The organism is Bradyrhizobium sp. Bra78 (assembly GCF_024519855.1).
Taxonomy (GTDB): Bacteria; Pseudomonadota; Alphaproteobacteria; order Rhizobiales; family Xanthobacteraceae; genus Bradyrhizobium; species Bradyrhizobium japonicum_G.
This window is the reverse complement of record NZ_JALJRE010000007.1, coordinates 1-16,402: the sequence shown is the minus strand read 5'-3', so window position 1 is coordinate 16,402 and position 16,402 is coordinate 1. Positions and strand designations below refer to the sequence as shown.

At 65.8% G+C, this 16,402-nt stretch carries 11 protein-coding genes; 10 read left to right on the top strand and 1 reads right to left on the bottom strand.

All coding sequences use genetic code 11. The features are described 5' to 3' along the window. Positions 1-61 precede the first annotated feature (61 nt). The 9 genes from OC450_RS17080 to OC450_RS17040 all read left to right on the top strand — a co-directional run bounded on the left by OC450_RS17080 (position 62) and on the right by OC450_RS17040 (position 13,639). Positions 62-1,519, top strand: a complete 1,458-nt coding sequence (locus OC450_RS17080; RefSeq protein WP_262048319.1) for an NAD(P)/FAD-dependent oxidoreductase — start codon at positions 62-64, stop codon at positions 1,517-1,519. Positions 1,520-1,605: 86 nt separating this feature from the next. Beyond that, on the top strand, positions 1,606-2,118 hold the full coding sequence (gene msrB / locus OC450_RS17075) for a peptide-methionine (R)-S-oxide reductase MsrB (protein WP_211385360.1): 513 nt from the start codon (positions 1,606-1,608) through the stop codon (positions 2,116-2,118). A 201-nt stretch (positions 2,119-2,319) separates the two neighbouring features. Next, complete coding sequence (locus tag OC450_RS17070) at positions 2,320-4,572, top strand: flagellar hook-basal body complex protein (RefSeq protein WP_211385359.1); 2,253 nt, start codon at positions 2,320-2,322, stop codon at positions 4,570-4,572. A 34-nt stretch (positions 4,573-4,606) separates the two neighbouring features. Then, positions 4,607-6,490: a flagellar hook-associated protein FlgK gene (gene flgK, locus OC450_RS17065; RefSeq protein ID WP_262048318.1), complete on the top strand. Its 1,884-nt coding sequence runs from the start codon at positions 4,607-4,609 to the stop codon at positions 6,488-6,490. 21 nt (positions 6,491-6,511) lie between these two features. Continuing rightward, a complete protein-coding gene (locus tag OC450_RS17060; protein ID WP_262048317.1) occupies positions 6,512-8,395 on the top strand; it encodes a flagellar protein in 1,884 nt (627 codons plus the stop codon). A gap of 71 nt (positions 8,396-8,466) precedes the next feature. Next, positions 8,467-9,249, top strand: a complete 783-nt coding sequence (locus tag OC450_RS17055) for a hypothetical protein (RefSeq protein ID WP_262048316.1) — start codon at positions 8,467-8,469, stop codon at positions 9,247-9,249. Further along, positions 9,239-10,888, top strand: a complete 1,650-nt coding sequence (locus OC450_RS17050; RefSeq protein WP_262048315.1) for a hypothetical protein — start codon at positions 9,239-9,241, stop codon at positions 10,886-10,888. Before OC450_RS17055 ends, OC450_RS17050 begins: the two co-directional genes overlap by 11 nt. Position 10,889: 1 nt before the next feature. After that, a complete protein-coding gene (locus tag OC450_RS17045) occupies positions 10,890-12,143 on the top strand; it encodes a RimK family alpha-L-glutamate ligase (protein WP_211385354.1) in 1,254 nt (417 codons plus the stop codon). Continuing rightward, positions 12,140-13,639, top strand: a complete 1,500-nt coding sequence (locus OC450_RS17040) for a pyridoxal phosphate-dependent decarboxylase family protein (RefSeq protein ID WP_262048314.1) — start codon at positions 12,140-12,142, stop codon at positions 13,637-13,639. Before OC450_RS17045 ends, OC450_RS17040 begins: the two co-directional genes overlap by 4 nt. Positions 13,640-13,789: 150 nt before the next feature. On the opposite strand, the gene flbT is transcribed toward OC450_RS17040, so the two are convergent. After that, a complete protein-coding gene (gene flbT / locus OC450_RS17035; RefSeq protein WP_211385352.1) occupies positions 13,790-14,230 on the bottom strand; it encodes a flagellar biosynthesis repressor FlbT in 441 nt (146 codons plus the stop codon). 320 nt (positions 14,231-14,550) lie between these two features. Here flbT and OC450_RS17030 point away from each other — a divergent pair. After that, positions 14,551-16,402: DUF1522 domain-containing protein (locus tag OC450_RS17030; RefSeq protein ID WP_262048313.1), on the top strand; the 1,852-nt coding region annotated here is incomplete at its 3' end.

Sequence of the window (16,402 nt, the reverse complement as noted above, 5' to 3'; positions counted from 1 at the left end):
GAGCATCATCTATTTGGAAAACCGCTGCACATTTTTCCGGATCATGCTCTAAGAAAACGACATGAGCGAGACTTTCACAAGCGTGTCCCAGGAAGAAGCCGGCTTTCGCGACCGCGCGCGGCTGTCGTTCGATCTCGATGCCGACATCTGCGTGATCGGAGCAGGGCTTGCCGGGCTCTCCATCGCGCTGGAGGCGGCCCGGTCAGGGGCCAGCGTCGCGGTGCTCGAGGGCCGCCATGTGGGCTGGAACGCCTCCGGCAACCAGTTCGGCACCGTGATGCCGGGCTTCGCGCTGCCACTCACCGATCTGGTCGAGCGTATCGGCTTCGAGGACGCGCGCGAATTGTGGACGTTGTCGAAGGAGGGCGCCGAGTTCGTCCGGGCCAACGCCACGGAGGAGAACATGCCGGGAATCGGCCCGAGCAGCGGCGTGCTGGAGGTCTCCAACGTCGATGCCGGCGACCGGCTGATCAGCCGCTTGCAGATGTTGAACGAGGATTTCGACACCGAGGTCGAGGGCTGGCAGGTCGATCGCGTCCGCGCGGTGCTCAAGACCGATCATTACTTCCACGGCGTGCATTATCCCAAGGCGTTCCAGGTCGACGGCCGCAAATATGTACACGGCCTCGCGGCGCTGGCGCGGCGCGCAGGCGCCCGCATCTTCGAGGACACGCCGGTCGTCAGCATCGATCATTCCGGCATCCGCAAGCGCATCGTCACGCCCTCGGCGCGACTGCGCGCGACCCACATCGTGCTCGCCGGCAACATCCATCTCGGCGCGCCTTTGAGGCGCTTGTCGGAAACGCTGCTGCCGGTCTGGCGCTATGCCGGCATCACCGCGCCGCTCGGCGAGCGCGTGCACGAGATCATCGCCTTCAAGGGATCGGTGATGGATTCCGATGGCGTGGACCATTTCCGCGTCGTCGATGGCGACAGGCTGATGTGGGAGAGCCCCGAGACCACCTGGGCGGCCCGACCGCAACGCTTTGCGGGCGCGATCAGGCGACGGGTCCGGTCCGTTTTCCCCGAGCTCGGCAATGTCGAGATCACCGAAACGTTCGGCGGCGTCACCGGCCAGACCGTGCACGGCATGCCGCAGATCGGCCAGTTGCGCAAAGGCCTGTGGGTCGCGAGCGGCTTCGGCCGCCAGGGCATGAACACCTCGGCCATGGCCGGGCAGATGATCGCGCGCAGCATCCTGTGGGGCGACGAGCGATGGCGGCTGTTCTCGCCGTTCGAGCTGGTCTGGGCAGGCGGCGCCACGGGACGTGTGGCGGGCCAATTGGTCGGGGTCTGGGGCAGGGCGAGTTCCGCCGCCGCAGGCTCGCTTGCCCGCTATCGTGAACGCGGGCGGGTCAAGGACAGGGAACGCGAGGCGCGGCTGGCCGAAGCCAACCGGGCCGCCGGGACCGGTCCGCGCCGTCCGCCGCCCGGGGTTCGGCCGCGGCTGGCCCAACCGCCGAAGCCTGCGGCCGAAGCCGTGGAACCCGTGTCCCAGGATGACGGCGTCTCGCGATAAGGTGAGAAAAACTCCGCCCGGAAGTGTAACGTCGGCCGTTAGAGCCCGTATCTCAGGGCGTGGACTCCTCGCGCACGGAGAATGAGATGTTTGACCGCCGCATCCTGCTAACGACTGTCGCCGGCCTGTTCGGCCTTTCGGCCTTCCGCTGGCTGAGAGGGACGCCTGCCGAGGCTGGCGAGAAGGCCGCCCAGAAATTCGAGATCGAGAAGACCGACGCCGAGTGGCGTGCCCAGCTCACGCCGCAGCAATATGAAATCCTGCGCAAGGAAGGCACCGAGCGGCCGGGCTCCAGCCCGCTGCTCAAGGAACACCGCAAGGGCATCTTTGCCTGCGCCGGCTGCGACCTGCCGCTGTTTGCGTCCGATACCAAATTCGAGAGCGGCACCGGCTGGCCGAGCTTCTACCAGCCGATCGAGGGCAATGTCGGCAAGACCGAGGACCGCACCTTTGGCATGCTCCGCACCGAGGTGCATTGCCGGCGCTGCGGCGGCCATCTCGGCCACGTCTTCGACGACGGTCCGAAGCCGACCGGATTGCGCTACTGCATCGACGGTTTCGGGCTGGTCTTCCACCCGGCGGCGGCGTCGGCGACGTGAGGCCTGGGTGAAGTTTGGGTGAGGTTTGATCCCGGCAATTGTTGCCGGCCCGGCAATTGTGCCCCGGTCATCGGACCGGGGCCTTCCTATCCAAGTCATTGATTTTTCGATGATACCCGCATTGGCATAGCCCTTGCGACAGTCTCTCCCGACTGCGGCCATGGTCGACCGGCCGCCGAGATCGGATCTGGAGACAAAGTTATGGGTATCTTCGATGCAATGAACACCTCGGTGGGTGGCCTGCAGGCGCAGTCCTACGCGCTTCAGAACATTTCCGGCAACATCGCGAACTCGTCCACCACCGGTTACAAGGGCATCGGGACCAGCTTCGTCGATCTCATTCCCGACTCCTCGGTGCCGAGCAAGCAGGTCGCCGGCGGCGTGACCGCCAACGCGAAGGCCACCATCACCACGCAGGGCACGATCTCGGGCTCCACCGTCGCCACCAACATGGCGATCACCGGTGACGGCTTCTTCTCGATCCAGAAGGCGACTGGCATCGTGGACAACGTGCCGGTGTTCAGCGGCGTCACCTACTACACGCGGCGCGGCGACTTCCAGCTCAATGCCAACGGCAATCTGGTCAACGGCGCCGGCTACTATCTGATGGGCGTCACGGTCGACCCGAAGACCGGCAACCCGCAAGGTAACGTGGCGACGGTCCTGAAATTCCAGAATAACTTCATCCCGGCGCAGGCGACCACCTCGATCCAGTACGCGGCGAACCTGCCGACCCAGCCGAACACGGCGGCGAGCACGACCGCGTCGACCGGCACGCTGCTGGCAGAAGGCGGCCTCAATCCGTCCGACTTCTCGGCCAACCCGCTGCCGGTGGGCACACCGCCCGCGCCCTACACCAACGCGACGGTGTCCGGCGCAGCCGCCACCGGCAACATCCGCACGGCCTATTCGTCGACGACGGGGACGGGCACGGTTGCGCTTCAGAACAATTCGTCCGCGGTGGCTTCGACCACCACGTCCCTCGACAACACCGTGGGTACGCATCTCGCCTCCAGCATTCTCACCGCGCTGAGCGGCCAGACCCTGACGATCAACGGCAACACGGTCACGTTCGACAACAGCACCACCGTCACGACGGTTGGCAGCAACACCACGATCGGTCTCGGCGCGGGCACGACGGCCACGGTGGCCAGCATCCTGAATGCGATCCAGACCGCCGGCGGCGCCGGCGTCACGGCCTCGCTCTCCGCCAGCGGCAACATCCAGATCTCGACGGGTACCGGCGTCGATGTGGCGGTCAACAGCGGCACGGCAGCCACGGCCCTCGGCATCAGCAGCGTGACGCGCGGCGGCAACGTGCTGTCCTCGCCCGCGATCACCGGCTCTACGGTGCTGAGCGGCAGTGCAAGCGCCGGCGGCGCCGAGGTGCTTTCGTCGGGCTTTGCAGCCGGCGACACCATCACGGTCGACGGCCAGACGCTGACCTTCATGGCCTCGGGCGCCTCGGGCGCGAACCAGATCAACATCACCGACAACATCACGACCCTGCTCGGCAAGATCGACGCGCTCTCCGGCGCGTCGGGATCGTCGGTCAGCAGCGGCGGCGTGATCACGCTGAACACCGGCACCGTCTCCAACCTGTCGGTGTCCAGCTCCAACAGTGCGGCCTTCGCCGCGCTCGGCTTCACCTCCACCATCACCAAGAACCGCGACGGCGGCGGCACCGCCGGTACCGGCGGTGTGGTCGGCAACGACATCTCGACCTTCACCAAGGAATCGATCAGCGGAGGCGCGGTGACCGCCTACAATGCCGCCGGCACGCCGGTGAACCTGCAGCTGCGCTGGGCCAAGACCGACAGCGCGTCGCTGGGGGCGGGGCATTCCGATACCTGGAACCTGTTCTACCAGACCGACCCGAACGCGACCGGCACGACGGTCGGCTGGGTCAATACCGGCCAGGCCTTCACCTTTGCCGCCGATGGCTCGCTGACCTCGCCGAGCGGCTCGGGCATCACCATCAACAACGTCAGCGTCAGCGGCCAGTCGCTCGGCTCGGTCGCCTTCAACATCTCCTCGGGCGGGCTGACGCAATATGCCAGCACCAGCGGCGCGGTGACGATCAACACCATCACCCAGAACGGCTACGCCGCGGGCCAGCTCCGCTCGGTCGCAGTCAACAACAACGGCCTCGTGGTCGGCACCTTCTCCAACGGTCAGAACCTCGACCTCGCACAGGTCTCGTTGTCGCACTTCAACGGCACGAATTACCTCAAGGCGCTCGACGGCGGCGCCTATGCCGCGACCGAACAGTCTGGACCGGCGATCGACGGCGCTTCGGGCACCATCAGCGGCTCGTCGCTGGAAGGCTCGAACACCGACATCGCCGACGAATTCACCAAGCTGATCGTGACCCAGCAGGCCTATTCGGCCAACACCAAGGTGATCACGACCGCGAATTCGATGGTGCAGGACCTCCTGAACGTGTTGCGCTGATCGCGCGTGACGTAACCAAAGGCGGCATGTCAACATGGGTTTGAGTTCAGCCCTCGCCAGTGCGATGAGCGGTCTGCGTGCCAACCAGGCCGCGCTCTCGATCGTCTCCTCGAACGTCGCCAATTCGCAGACGCCGGGTTACGTCGTCCAGACGCCGAACCAGATCGAGGTCACCACCGGCGACTTCGGCTCGACGGCGATGACGACCGGCGTCAGCCGCGAGCTCGATACCTACGTGCTGAACCAGCTGCGTACCGAAACCGGGGGCAGCGGCTACGCCGACCAGATGGCCAACATCCTGAAGCAGCTTCAGAATGTCTACGGCACGCCCGGCAACAGCGGTACGCTCGAAACCGCGCTGAACAATTTCACCACGGCGTTGCAGGCGCTCTCGACCAGCGCGGGCTCGTCGTCGGCGCAAACGGTTGCCCTGGGCGCGGCGCAGACGCTGGCACAGCAGCTCAACCTCACCACCAAGGGCATCCAGTCGCTGCGCTCCAACGTCGAGCAGGATCTCGGCACCTCGGCACAGCAGGCAAACGCCGCGATGCAGCAGGTTGCCGACATCAACACCAGGCTCCAGGGCCTGTCGGCAAACGACCCCTCGGCCGCGACGCTGATGGACCAGCGCGACCAGGCCATCAACACGCTGTCGAAATATGTCGACGTTCGCGTCACCACCGACGGTTCGAACCAGGCCAACATCTACACCACCACCGGCATCCAGCTGGTCGGCGCCGGGCTCGCCTCGCAATTCACCTTTGCGTCCGCCGGTGCGCTGTCGGCAACCTCGCTCTACAACATCAATCCGGCCCAGTCCGGCGTCGGCGCGCTCAATATCAAGCTGCCGAACGGTTCGCAGCTCGACGTCGTCGCCAACAACGTGGTGTCTTCGGGCCAGATCGCGGCCGATCTCAAGCTGCGCGACCAGACGCTGGTGCAGGCGCAGAACCAGATCGACCAGCTCGCCGCGACGATGTCGAGCGCGCTGTCCGACAAGACCACGGCCGGCAGCACGGTCTCCGGTCCGCCGGCCGGGTTCGATCTCGACCTCGCCGGTGCGCAGCCGGGCAACAGCGTCAACATCACCTACACGGACACGACCACCAACACGCAGCGCCAGGTCACGCTGGTCAACGTGACCGATCCGGCGGCGCTGCCGCTTCAGAACGCGACCAACGCCAACCCGATGCAGATCGGGGTGAATTTCTCCGGCGGCATGGGCGCAATCGCCTCGGCGCTCAACACCGCGCTCTCCGGCTCGCATCTGTCGTTCGCTGCAGCTCCGTCGCCGGCGACGGCCACCACGCTGCGGGTGACCGACGACAACACCGGCCTTGCCAAGGTCAATTCGTCCTCGACCACCAAGACGATCACGTCGCTGACCTCGGGCAATCCGCAACTGCCGCTGTTCACCGACGGCGGACAGGTGCTCTACACCGGCGCGATCACGGCGTCGGGTTCGCAGATGACGGGCCTCGCCGGGCGCATCGCCGTGAACACGCAGCTCGTCACCGACCCGACCAGGCTGTCGGTCTACAGCACCTCGCCGGTGACGCCCGCAGGCGACACCACGCGCTCGGACTATCTCTATTCGCAGCTCACCTCGGCGGTGTTCTCCTATTCGCCGCAGAGCGGTCTCGGCTCGGCGAGCCAGCCCTTCACCGGCAGCGTTTCGAACTATCTGCAGCAGTTCCTGAGCATTCAGGGCAATGCCGCGACCCAGGCCACCCAGCTCCAGCAGGGCCAGAGCGTCGTGGTCTCGACGCTGCAGGCCAAGTTCAACTCGACCTCCAGCGTCAATCTGGACTCGGAGATGTCGAACCTGATCCAGCTCCAGAATGCCTATGCCGCCAACGCCCACGTCATGTCGGTGGTGCAGAGCATGATGAACACGTTGCTCCAGGCTCAAGTGTAACAAGTAACAGGGCTCTGAAACATGTCGATCAGCAGCGTCAATTACTCCTCGTCGGTTCTCGGCTCGCAGATCCGCAACATCAACCAGCAGCTCACCGACCTTTCGACGCAGCTCTCGACCGGCAAGCTGTCGCAGAACTATTCCGGGATGGGCACCAACGAGGGCTTTGCGATCGCCGGACGCGCGCAGCTGTCCAACATCGCCGCCTATACCGACACGATGACCAACGTCAACGTCAGCATCAACCTCGCCAACACCGCGCTCCAGTCGCTGACCACGATCCGCAACACGGTGCAGACCGGCTCCGCCAACACCGCGCAGGATCTCAACGTCAACGGGCAGACCGTTGCGCAGAACACCGCCGCCGCCCAGTTCGGCTCGATGGTCGGCGTTCTCAACACGCAGTCGGGCAACCGCTATCTGTTTTCCGGAACGGCCTTCAACACGCAGTCGGTCGCGGATGCCGGCGACATCATCAACGGCACGACGACGCAGGCGGGCTTCAAGACCGTCATGGCGGAGCGCCAGGCCGCCGACCTCGGCGCGGGCGGCATGGGCCGACTGGTGCAGACGCAGCCGACGCCGAGCTCGGTGCAGGTGTCGGAGGACGCCGCCGGATCGCCGTTCGGGCTCAAGATCGCCGCGGTCTCCTCGACGCTGACGGGGGCGACCGTCACCGGCCCGAGCGGCTCGCCGGTGTCGTTCTCGGTCGATCTCAACGGTGTCAATCCGAACAACGGCGACAAGCTGAGCGTGCAGTTCACGCTGCCGGACGGGACGACCGAGCAGATCGACCTGACCGCGTCGACGGCGACACCGACGCCGCTCGGCAGTTTCGCCATCGATGCGAGCACCCCCGTCAACCCGACCAACACGGCGACGAACCTCAACACCGCGCTGAACACCGCGATCAAGAAGCTTGCCAACACCTCGCTCGTGGCGGCATCCGCGATCGTTGCCGGCGACAATTTCTTCAACACCGCAAGTTCCGCGATCGGCACGCCCGTCAACAATCAGGCGGCGACGGCGGCGCCCGTGACCGGCGCGACGACGCTGTCCGGCGCGAGCCCTTCGGACTCGATTTCACCGGGCTTCGTCGCCGGCGACACCATCACCGTCAACGGCACCACGCTCACCTTCGTCAACTCCGGCGCGACCGCCAACCAGCTCAACGTCGGCGACAGCATCCAGACCCTGCTCGGCAAGATCGACCAGATCACGGGGACTTCGAAGCCCTCGACGGTTCATGGCGGCGCGATCACGATCAACACCGACGACGCTGCGAGCCTGAACATCACGAGCTCGAATACGGGAGCGCTGGGCTCGCTCGGTTTCGCCTCGACGCCCGTGACCGCCACGCAACCGCCGCTGCGCGTCGGCACCTCGCCCGCGAGCTCGGCGACAACGCTGGTCAACGGCTCGGCCACGACCGTGAAATGGTACCAGGGCAATGACGGGCCCGGCTCGCCGCGCTCCACCGCCGTGGCGCGCGTCGACGATTCCGTCACGGTGCAATATGGCGCGCAGGCCGACGAGGACGCGATCCGCCAGCAGTTGCAGGCGATCGCGGTGTTCGGGACGTTCTCGACCTCGCCGACCGGGCAGTATTCAGGCGGGCAGGTCGCCGCGCTGAGCCTGCGGGTGACGCAGGCCCTGACGAAGCAGCCCGGCCAGCAGCGCATCGAGGACATCCAGACCGACCTTGCGATGGCCCAGAACACGATGAAGGACGCGGGCACGCGCCAGACCCAGGCCAAGGCGCAGCTCCAGACCATCATCGACCAGGCGGAATCGGCCTCGCCGGATCAGGTCGCGAGCGAGATTCTGGCGCTCCAGAACGCGCTCCAGGCGTCCTACCAGGTGACCTCGAACCTGTCGCAGCTCTCGCTCGTCAAGTTCCTGTAAGGATGCGTTAAGGCGCCGTTAACCATGCCTCTTTACCTCTTGGTGAGGATTGGAGCGGGGCGGAGCGGGCGATGTCGGACAAGATGCAACTGGTGGTGGCGACGCCATGCTTCGGCGGGCAGGTGTCGAGCATCTATGCAAGCTCGATCTTCGCGCTCCAGCGCGCCGTGCACGGCATGGCCAATCTCGAGCTCAAGGTGCTCCTGCGCGACGGCGATGCCTTGATCACGCGCGCGCGGGCCAACCTGGCCGCGATGTTCCTGGACGATCCCAGGGCGACGCATTTCCTGTTCATCGATGCCGACATCGGCTTCACGCCGGAGCAGGTGTTCCGGCTGATCGAGTGCGGCGCGGATGTCGTTGCCGGCTGCTATCCGATCAAGCGGGTCAACTGGGACAAGGCGAAGCGGGCGATCGAAGCCGGCCGCCCCGACGTTCCGGCGGCCTCGCTGGACTACGTGCTCGAGATCGAGGACCCCGACCGCATCGTGGTGGTCAACGGCTTCACCCGCGTGCGCTACGCCGGCACCGGCTTCCTGATGATCCGCCGCCACGTGCTGGAGGCGATGTGTCGGCATCCGGACTACGCGGCGCTGCAATTCTTCCGCGAGCATTCGCACGATACGTTGGCGGCGAGCCAGAACCGGTTTGCATTGTTCGAATGCATGATCGATCCTGCGACCGGCACCTATCTCTCCGAGGACTTCGCCTTCTGCAAGCGCTGGACCGACATCGGCGGCGAGATCTGGGCCGACATCCAGAGCTCGCTCGATCACGTCGGGCCGTCGGTGTTCCACGGCGACATCACTTCGCAATTCACAGCGGCGCCCGCGGCGGCGGCCGATGCGGCGTGAGCCTTTCGGGATGAGCGCCGGCGCATCCCGTCTGTCGGCCACCGAGCACGCGTCCGACGGCGGCTCGCGCTACCGCCTGCGGGATCTCTTCACGCCGCTGGACACGCTGCTCGCCTCCGGCGGAGATCCGCGACTGGCGCTCGATCCGAAGGAGCGTGTCAACGCCTATGGCTGCGCGCCGTCGCCGGAGCCGGAGCTCTGGAATTTCGCCTCCTCGACAGCATCGACGATCTCGCAGATGGCCTACGATCGCGCCGCGCTGGCGCGCGAAGAGCTGATGCACAAATGCCTGTTCGACGAGGTCGAGGTCGCCTTCGACGCGCGCTGCGAGGACATGCGCGACGAGCTGCGCGGCCACCTTCAGCTTTCGCCGCGCATCGATGTCGTGTTCTCGCCGTCCGGCACGGATTCGCAGCTTCACGCCCTGTGCGTGGCGCGCGCGGTGCTCGGCGCACCGCCGGTGACGATCGTGGTCGGCGCCGACCAGACCGGAAGCGGAACCACCCATACCGCACGCGGCCACCATTTCAGCACGATGACGGCAAGCGGCATCGCCGTGCGCAAGGACGGCGCGGTGACGGGGCTCGCCGGCGATAGCATCGCGGTGCCGCTGATCGACATGGCGGCCGGCGTCGCGATGCGCCAGGATGCCGATGACGCAGTGCTGCGCGCGATCGAGACCAGCCTCGCGCAAGGTCGAGGCGTTTTGTTGCAGATCATGGATTGCTCAAAACTGGGCTGGCGCGCGCCGACCACAGCCTGCCTCGACGAGATCGCGCGACGCTGGCCCGGCAAGGTTCAGGTCGTCGTCGATGCCTGCCAGGCGCGGCTCGGCCGCCGGCGGCTGCGCTCCTATCTCGACCGCGGCTACATGGTGCTGATCACCGGCTCGAAATTCTTCGGCGGGCCCGCCTTCAGCGGCGCGCTGCTGGTGCCGAAAGGCCGCTCGCGCTCGCTCGACCGGATGGGTGCGATCGCGCCGGGCTTGTTCGACTATGCCGGCCGCAGCGACTGGCCGACGGCCTGGACGGCGCTGCGCTCGCGCTTCGAGCGCCGGCCGAATTTCGGCCAATGGCTGCGCTGGGAGGCGGCTCTGGCCGAGATCGGCAGCTACTACGCCGTGCCCGAAGCCTTCCGCGCCAAGGCACTGTTCGAAATTGCCGCCGGCGTCGACAGCATGATCGCGCTGTCGCCGTCGCTTCGCCCCGTGCCGGCTGCGGTCGAGAACACCGGCGCGGACGACGAGGAATTCGCGCAGGCCACGATCTTTCCGTTCACGCTGCTGCGCGGCGGCAAACCGGTCTCGATCGCCGAGACCGGTGCCGTCCATCGGGCGCTGGCGCGCGACATGAGCGAGGAGATCGGCGGCAGCGCTTCAGACCGGCAGGTCGCCGCGCAGCGCTGCCTGATCGGCCAGCCGGTCCGGCTGGAACGGCAGGACGATGCGCCGCAGGCCGCGTTGCGCCTCTGCGTCGGCGCACGGCTCGTAACCGAGGCTTGGTCGCCGGATCCGGCGCAGGCGCAACGCAATGTGCAGCACGTTCTCGATCGCATCGCCCACGTCCTGGTGAAGATCGAGCTGCTGCTTGACCGCGGCATGGCCGCAACCGCGCTGGACAAGCCCGCGTTCGAGGTGTGAGATGCAACATCCGGTTTCCGCGCCGATCGGCATGACCGTGCCGAACCATGCCGACCGCATCGGCTTTGCGCAGCTGACGCGCCGCGCCTTCGAGGGCGGCGATCTGCATCCGTTGCGCGAACAGCTCCTGGCGCGGATCGCGGAAGGGACGGCAGAGGCGGGCGAAGGCCTGGACCTGTCGTTGATTGCCCAGCTTCTCGGCGAGAAGGAGGCCGGGCTCGTGATCCAGACTGAGGTGCTCTCCTTCCACCAATTGTTTCGCACGCCCTGTGCGGTTTCGAAACCCCGTCTGCGCGTGCTCGCGCTCGCGGCCGATATCGACATGGGCGGCAACACGCCGATCGACTTCCTGCTGGAAGACTCCGACATCGAGCTGTTGACGCTCTACGTGGTCAAGGGCGTCGGTCTGCCGGAGAATCTGCCCGAGCACGACGTCGCGATCGTGATCGCATCCGATTCCGAGGAATGCCGGGATGCGCTCGCGTTGATCGAAAAGGCCGCGCCACGCTGGCCGCGGCCGCTGCTCAATCGTCCCGATCTCATCGGCAATCTCGATCGCGACAAGCTCTATCGATTGCTGGCCGGTGTCCCGGGTCTCGACATTCCCGCGACCATCCACGCGACGCGCGCGCAATTGTCGGATCTTTCGCAGGGACGAAAGGCCTGCAAGGACATCGCGGACGAACTGCACTTCCCGATGATCGCGCGGCCGCGCGGCTCGCATGCCGGCGTCGGCCTAGCGAAGCTCGACAATGCGCCGGCGCTCGCGGCCTATCTTGCCGAGCGGCAAGAGCAGGACTTCTTCGTCGCGCGTTTCGTCGACTATGTGAGTCCCGATGGGCTCTACCGCAAATATCGTCTCGCCATGGTCGACGGCAAGCCCTATGCCTGCCACATGGCGATCGCCGACCGCTGGGACATCTGGTATCTCAACGCCTACATGGCGTTCAGCGAGGAGAAGCGGGCGGAGGAGGCCGTCTTCATGCTCGACTTCGATCATGCTTTCGCTGCGCGCCACAAGGTCGCGCTCGACGAAATGAGCAGGCGCGTCGGCCTCGACTATTTCATCGTCGATTGCGCCGAGAACCAGAACCGCGAACTCCTTGTCTTCGAGGCCGACAACACCGCCGTCGTGCACAACATGGATCCGCCGATCGTGTTTCCGTACAAGCCGCCGCAAATGCGCAAGATATTCGCGGCATTCACGGCGATGCTGTCGCGGCATGCAACAGCGGGCGAGGGGAGTGCAGCATGAACGAGATCGTCCGCAAGACCTATAGCTCGGTCACGCACAGCTCGCTCGATCCTCAGGACTGGAGTGAATTTCGCGCGCTCGCCCATCGCATGCTGGACGAAACTATCGACGGTATTGCCAACATTCGTGCGCGCCCGGTGTGGCAGCCGATCCCCGACGGCGCCCGCGCGGCATTCAAGGCCGACGTGCCGCGCGAGGCAAACGATCTCGCCGAGGTCTATCGCGAATTCGCCGAGCATGTCGCGCCGTATGCGACAGGTAACGTCCATCCGGGTTTCATGGGCTGGGTGCATGGTGGCGGCACCGCGGTCGGCATGCTCGCGGAAATGCTCGCGGCGGGCCTCAACGCAAATCTCGGCGGCCGCGACCACATGCCGATCGAGGTCGAGCGCCAGATCGTCGGCTGGATGCGGCAATTGTTCGCGTTTCCCGACGGCGCGAGCGGCATCTTCGTCACGGGCACGTCGATGGCCAATCTGATGGCCGTGCTGGTGGCGCGTGCCAGCGCGCTCGGCACGCTGGCGCGGCAGCACGGCATCGGCAATGACGGTGCGCTGCTCACCGCCTATACGTCGCAGGCCGCGCATGGCTGCGTCTCGCGGGCGATGGACATTGCCGGGCTCGGCACCGATGCGCTGCGCAAGATCGGCGTCGATGCCGACCATCGCATCGACGTTGCCGCGTTGCGCGCCCAGATCGCTGTCGATCGCGAGGTCGGTTTCAAGCCGTTCCTCGTCGTCGCGTCCGCCGGCACGGTCGACATCGGGGCGGTCGACGATCTCAAGGCGATCGCGGAGCTGTGCCGCGAAGAGGGAATCTGGTTTCACGTCGACGGCGCGTTCGGCGCGCTTGCGATCCTGTCGCCCGAGCTCGCGCCGCTGCTCGGCGGCATCGAGCTCGCGGATTCCATCGCGCTCGACTTCCACAAATGGGGGCAGGTGCCTTACGATGCGGGCTTCCTGCTGGTGCGCGACGGAGAGCAGCATCGGCAAGCCTTTGCGCAGCCGGCGGCCTATCTGCGCCGCGAGGCGAGGGGGCTCGCCGCGGGCGCGGTCTGGCCCTGCGATCTTGGGCCCGATCTGTCACGCGGCTTCCGTGCGCTGAAGACCTGGTTCACGCTGAAGACGTTCGGCACCGACTGGCTGGGTGCGGTGATCGCGCGTAGCTGTGCGCTGGCGAAATATCTGGAGACGCGCGTTCTCGCCGAGCCGCGGCTGGAGTTGCTGGCACCGGTCAATCTCAACATCGTCTGTTTTCGTTACCGCGCCGCCGACGAGGTCAATCGCGAGATCGTTGCAGACATCCAGGAATCCGGCGTTGCGGCGCCGTCGAGCACGACGCTGAACGGCGAGTTCGCGATCCGGGCCGCGATCGTCAATCATCGCACCGAGGAGTCGGACATCGACGCGCTGGTCGCGGCCGTGCTGGAGTTCGGCGCACGACGGATCGGCGACGCAGTGGTCGAGGTCGAGGCGCCACCGCTCGCAGAGCATTAGTATCTAAGCATTCCTGCAACGACAACGGCCCCGGAGGCGATCGGGGCCGTTATCTTTCGAGAGGCTGGTCTTTCGAAAGGCTGGTATTTCGAAAGAGTTGGTCGTGCGTGAGGCCTGCTCGTTCGCGCGGCGTGACCGCGCGAGAGCGGATCAGGCGGCGGTGCTGACGTCGTCCTTGACCGCTTCCGTCTTGGGATGCGTGGCCTCGAACTGGCCGCGCAGCTTCTCTTCATAGGCGATCAGCTTGCGGGCGTCCTTCAGCGCCCGGTAGAGGTCGCCGTTCAGGATGTTGTTGTTGATGCCTTCGATGATCGGCCAGGAGCTCGGCACCGCGGTGACGATGTCGCGCACCAGGTTGAAATAGGTGCCGTGCTGGGTCTGCGGATCCGGCGAGATGTACATGAGCTGCACCGCCAGATAGACGAGCTTGGCCGGCGTGTCGGCGGTCTCGGGCGTGAGGATGTCACGCTCGCGCAGGATCGGCACGTTGTCGCCGTCGATCAAAAGGCGGGCGCGCTGGTCGGTGTTGGTTATCACGCAGTTGCCGACGATGATGCGTTCGTGCGGTCTGAGCTCGACCTTGAGGGCCATGCCTGTTCTCCATCAACGCTTTCGTAACCGAGCGTGTGTTGCGGCGGATCAGGGCGCAATACTCCATCAAGATTAGTTAACGACTTGTGAATCCTCGCCACGAGCGCGGAAAAGATCAATCATATCAACGTCGAAATTGCCCGGCGGAGCAGCGTCGCGGATCTGTGGATCGGCCGAATCACGCGCCGACTCGGCAAAACTGCCGGTTTCATTTCATGCTTCGTTAGATTCTCGGAGCCACGGTCCGCCGGTCGCTGGGTCAATCTCGATCCAAGCAGACGCGTAGCAGTAGCGTCGTTTACCAGAAAGGTAACAGAGTCATGTCCGGTATTGTTCTCTCGTCCTCGGTTCGCCAGAACCTGCTTTCCCTCCAGTCCACCGCTGATCTTCTCGCCACGACCCAGAGCCGTCTGTCGACCGGCAAGAGCGTCAACTCCGCCCTGGACAATCCCACCAACTTCTTCACCGCCCAGTCGCTCGACAACCGCGCCAGCGACATCAACAACCTGCTCGACGGCATCGCCAACGGCGTCCAGGTGCTGCAGGCTGCCAACACCGGCATCACCTCGCTGCAGAAGCTGATCGACAGCGCGAAGTCGATCGCCAACCAGGCGCTGCAGACCACCGTCGGCTATTCCACCAAGTCCAACGTCTCCGCCACGATCTCGGGTGCGACGGCGGCCGACCTGCGCGGCACGACCTCGTTCGCCAGCGCGACCGCGAGCAGCAACGTTGTGTATAACGGCACGGCCGGCGGCACCACGGCGGCGAGCAGCACCACGACGCTCGGCGCCACCATCGGCACGTTCACGGGCACTGCGGGAACGGCCGGCGACGGCACCACCGCTCTGGGCGGCACCATCACCCTGATCGCCACCAACGGCACGACCGCGACCGGCCTGCTCGGCAACGCCCAGCCTGCCGACGGCGACACGCTGACCGTGAACGGCAAGACCATCACGTTCCGCAGCGGTTCTGCTCCGGCGTCGACCGCGGTTGCGTCCGGTTCGGGCGTCAGCGGCAACCTCGTTACCGATGGCAGCGGCAACACCACCGTGTATCTCGGTACCGCGGGCACTCCGGCTGCGACCGTCAACGATCTGTTGACCGCGGTCGATCTCGCCAGCGGCGTGAAGACGGCGTCCATCAGTGCGGGCGCTGCGACGCTCGCCACGAGCGTTGGCCAGACCGCTTCGAGCGTTGGTGCGGGTGCCGTCACGCTGAAGAGCTCGACGGGTGCGGATCTGAGCGTCACCGGCAAGGCCGACCTGCTCAAGGCTCTCGGTCTGAGCTCGGCAGTGGGCGGCGGCAACGCCACCGTGAGCGTCAACCGGACCACGAGCGCTGCCTCGCTGGGTGCGACGATTGCTGACGGTTCGACGCTGAACGTCGACGGTCACGTCATCACCTTCAAGAACGCGCCGATCCCGGGCTCGACCGGTGCTCCGAGCGTTCCGAGCGGCTATGGTGCGAGCGGCAACGTTCTCACCGACGGCAACGGCAACTCGACCGTCTATCTGCAGGCCGGCACGGTTGCCGACGTGCTGAAGGCGATCGACCTTGCCACCGGCGTGCAGACCGCGACGGTCAATGCCAACGGCACCGCGACGCTTGCGACCGCAACCGGCCAGACCAACTCGTCGATCAACGCCTCCGGTCAGCTCAAGATCTCGACCGGCGTCAATGCCGACCTGTCGATCACCGGCACCGGCAATGCGCTGAACGCGCTCGGCTTCGCCGGCAACACCGGGACCTCGACCGCATTCACCGCGGCGCGTACCTCGGGCATCGGCGGCATCGCCGGCAAGACCTTGACCTTCTCCTCCTTCAACGGCGGCACGGCGGTCAACGTCACCTTCGGCGACGGCACCAACGGCACGGTCAAGACGCTCGATCAGCTCAACACGCAGCTTCAGGCCAACAACCTGACTGCCACGATCGACGCCAACGGCTTGCTGACGGTTTCGACCACCAACGACTACGCGTCCTCGACGATCGGTTCGAGCGCCGCGGGTGGTTCGATCGGCGGTACGCTGACCTCGTCGCTGACGTTCTCGACGGCTTCCAGCCCCGTCCAGGACACGGTTGCCCAGACCTCGCGTGCGAACCTGGTGTCTCAGTACAACAACATCCTGAACCAGATCGACACGACCTCGCAGGACTCCTCGTTCA

Excerpts from the sequence above, each read along its gene's own strand:
- OC450_RS17060 (WP_262048317.1), top strand. The coding sequence starts at position 6,512 with ATGTCGATCAGCAGCGTCAATTACTCCTCGTCGGTTCTCGGCTCGCAG.
- OC450_RS17080 (WP_262048319.1), top strand. The coding sequence starts at position 62 with ATGAGCGAGACTTTCACAAGCGTGTCCCAGGAAGAAGCCGGCTTTCGC.
- OC450_RS17070 (WP_211385359.1), top strand. The coding sequence starts at position 2,320 with ATGGGTATCTTCGATGCAATGAACACCTCGGTGGGTGGCCTGCAGGCG.
- OC450_RS17055 (WP_262048316.1), top strand. The coding sequence starts at position 8,467 with ATGTCGGACAAGATGCAACTGGTGGTGGCGACGCCATGCTTCGGCGGG.
- flbT (WP_211385352.1), bottom strand. The coding sequence starts at position 14,230 with ATGGCCCTCAAGGTCGAGCTCAGACCGCACGAACGCATCATCGTCGGC.
- flgK (WP_262048318.1), top strand. The coding sequence starts at position 4,607 with ATGGGTTTGAGTTCAGCCCTCGCCAGTGCGATGAGCGGTCTGCGTGCC.
- msrB (WP_211385360.1), top strand. The coding sequence starts at position 1,606 with ATGTTTGACCGCCGCATCCTGCTAACGACTGTCGCCGGCCTGTTCGGC.
- OC450_RS17050 (WP_262048315.1), top strand. The coding sequence starts at position 9,239 with ATGCGGCGTGAGCCTTTCGGGATGAGCGCCGGCGCATCCCGTCTGTCG.
- OC450_RS17040 (WP_262048314.1), top strand. The coding sequence starts at position 12,140 with ATGAACGAGATCGTCCGCAAGACCTATAGCTCGGTCACGCACAGCTCG.
- OC450_RS17045 (WP_211385354.1), top strand. The coding sequence starts at position 10,890 with ATGCAACATCCGGTTTCCGCGCCGATCGGCATGACCGTGCCGAACCAT.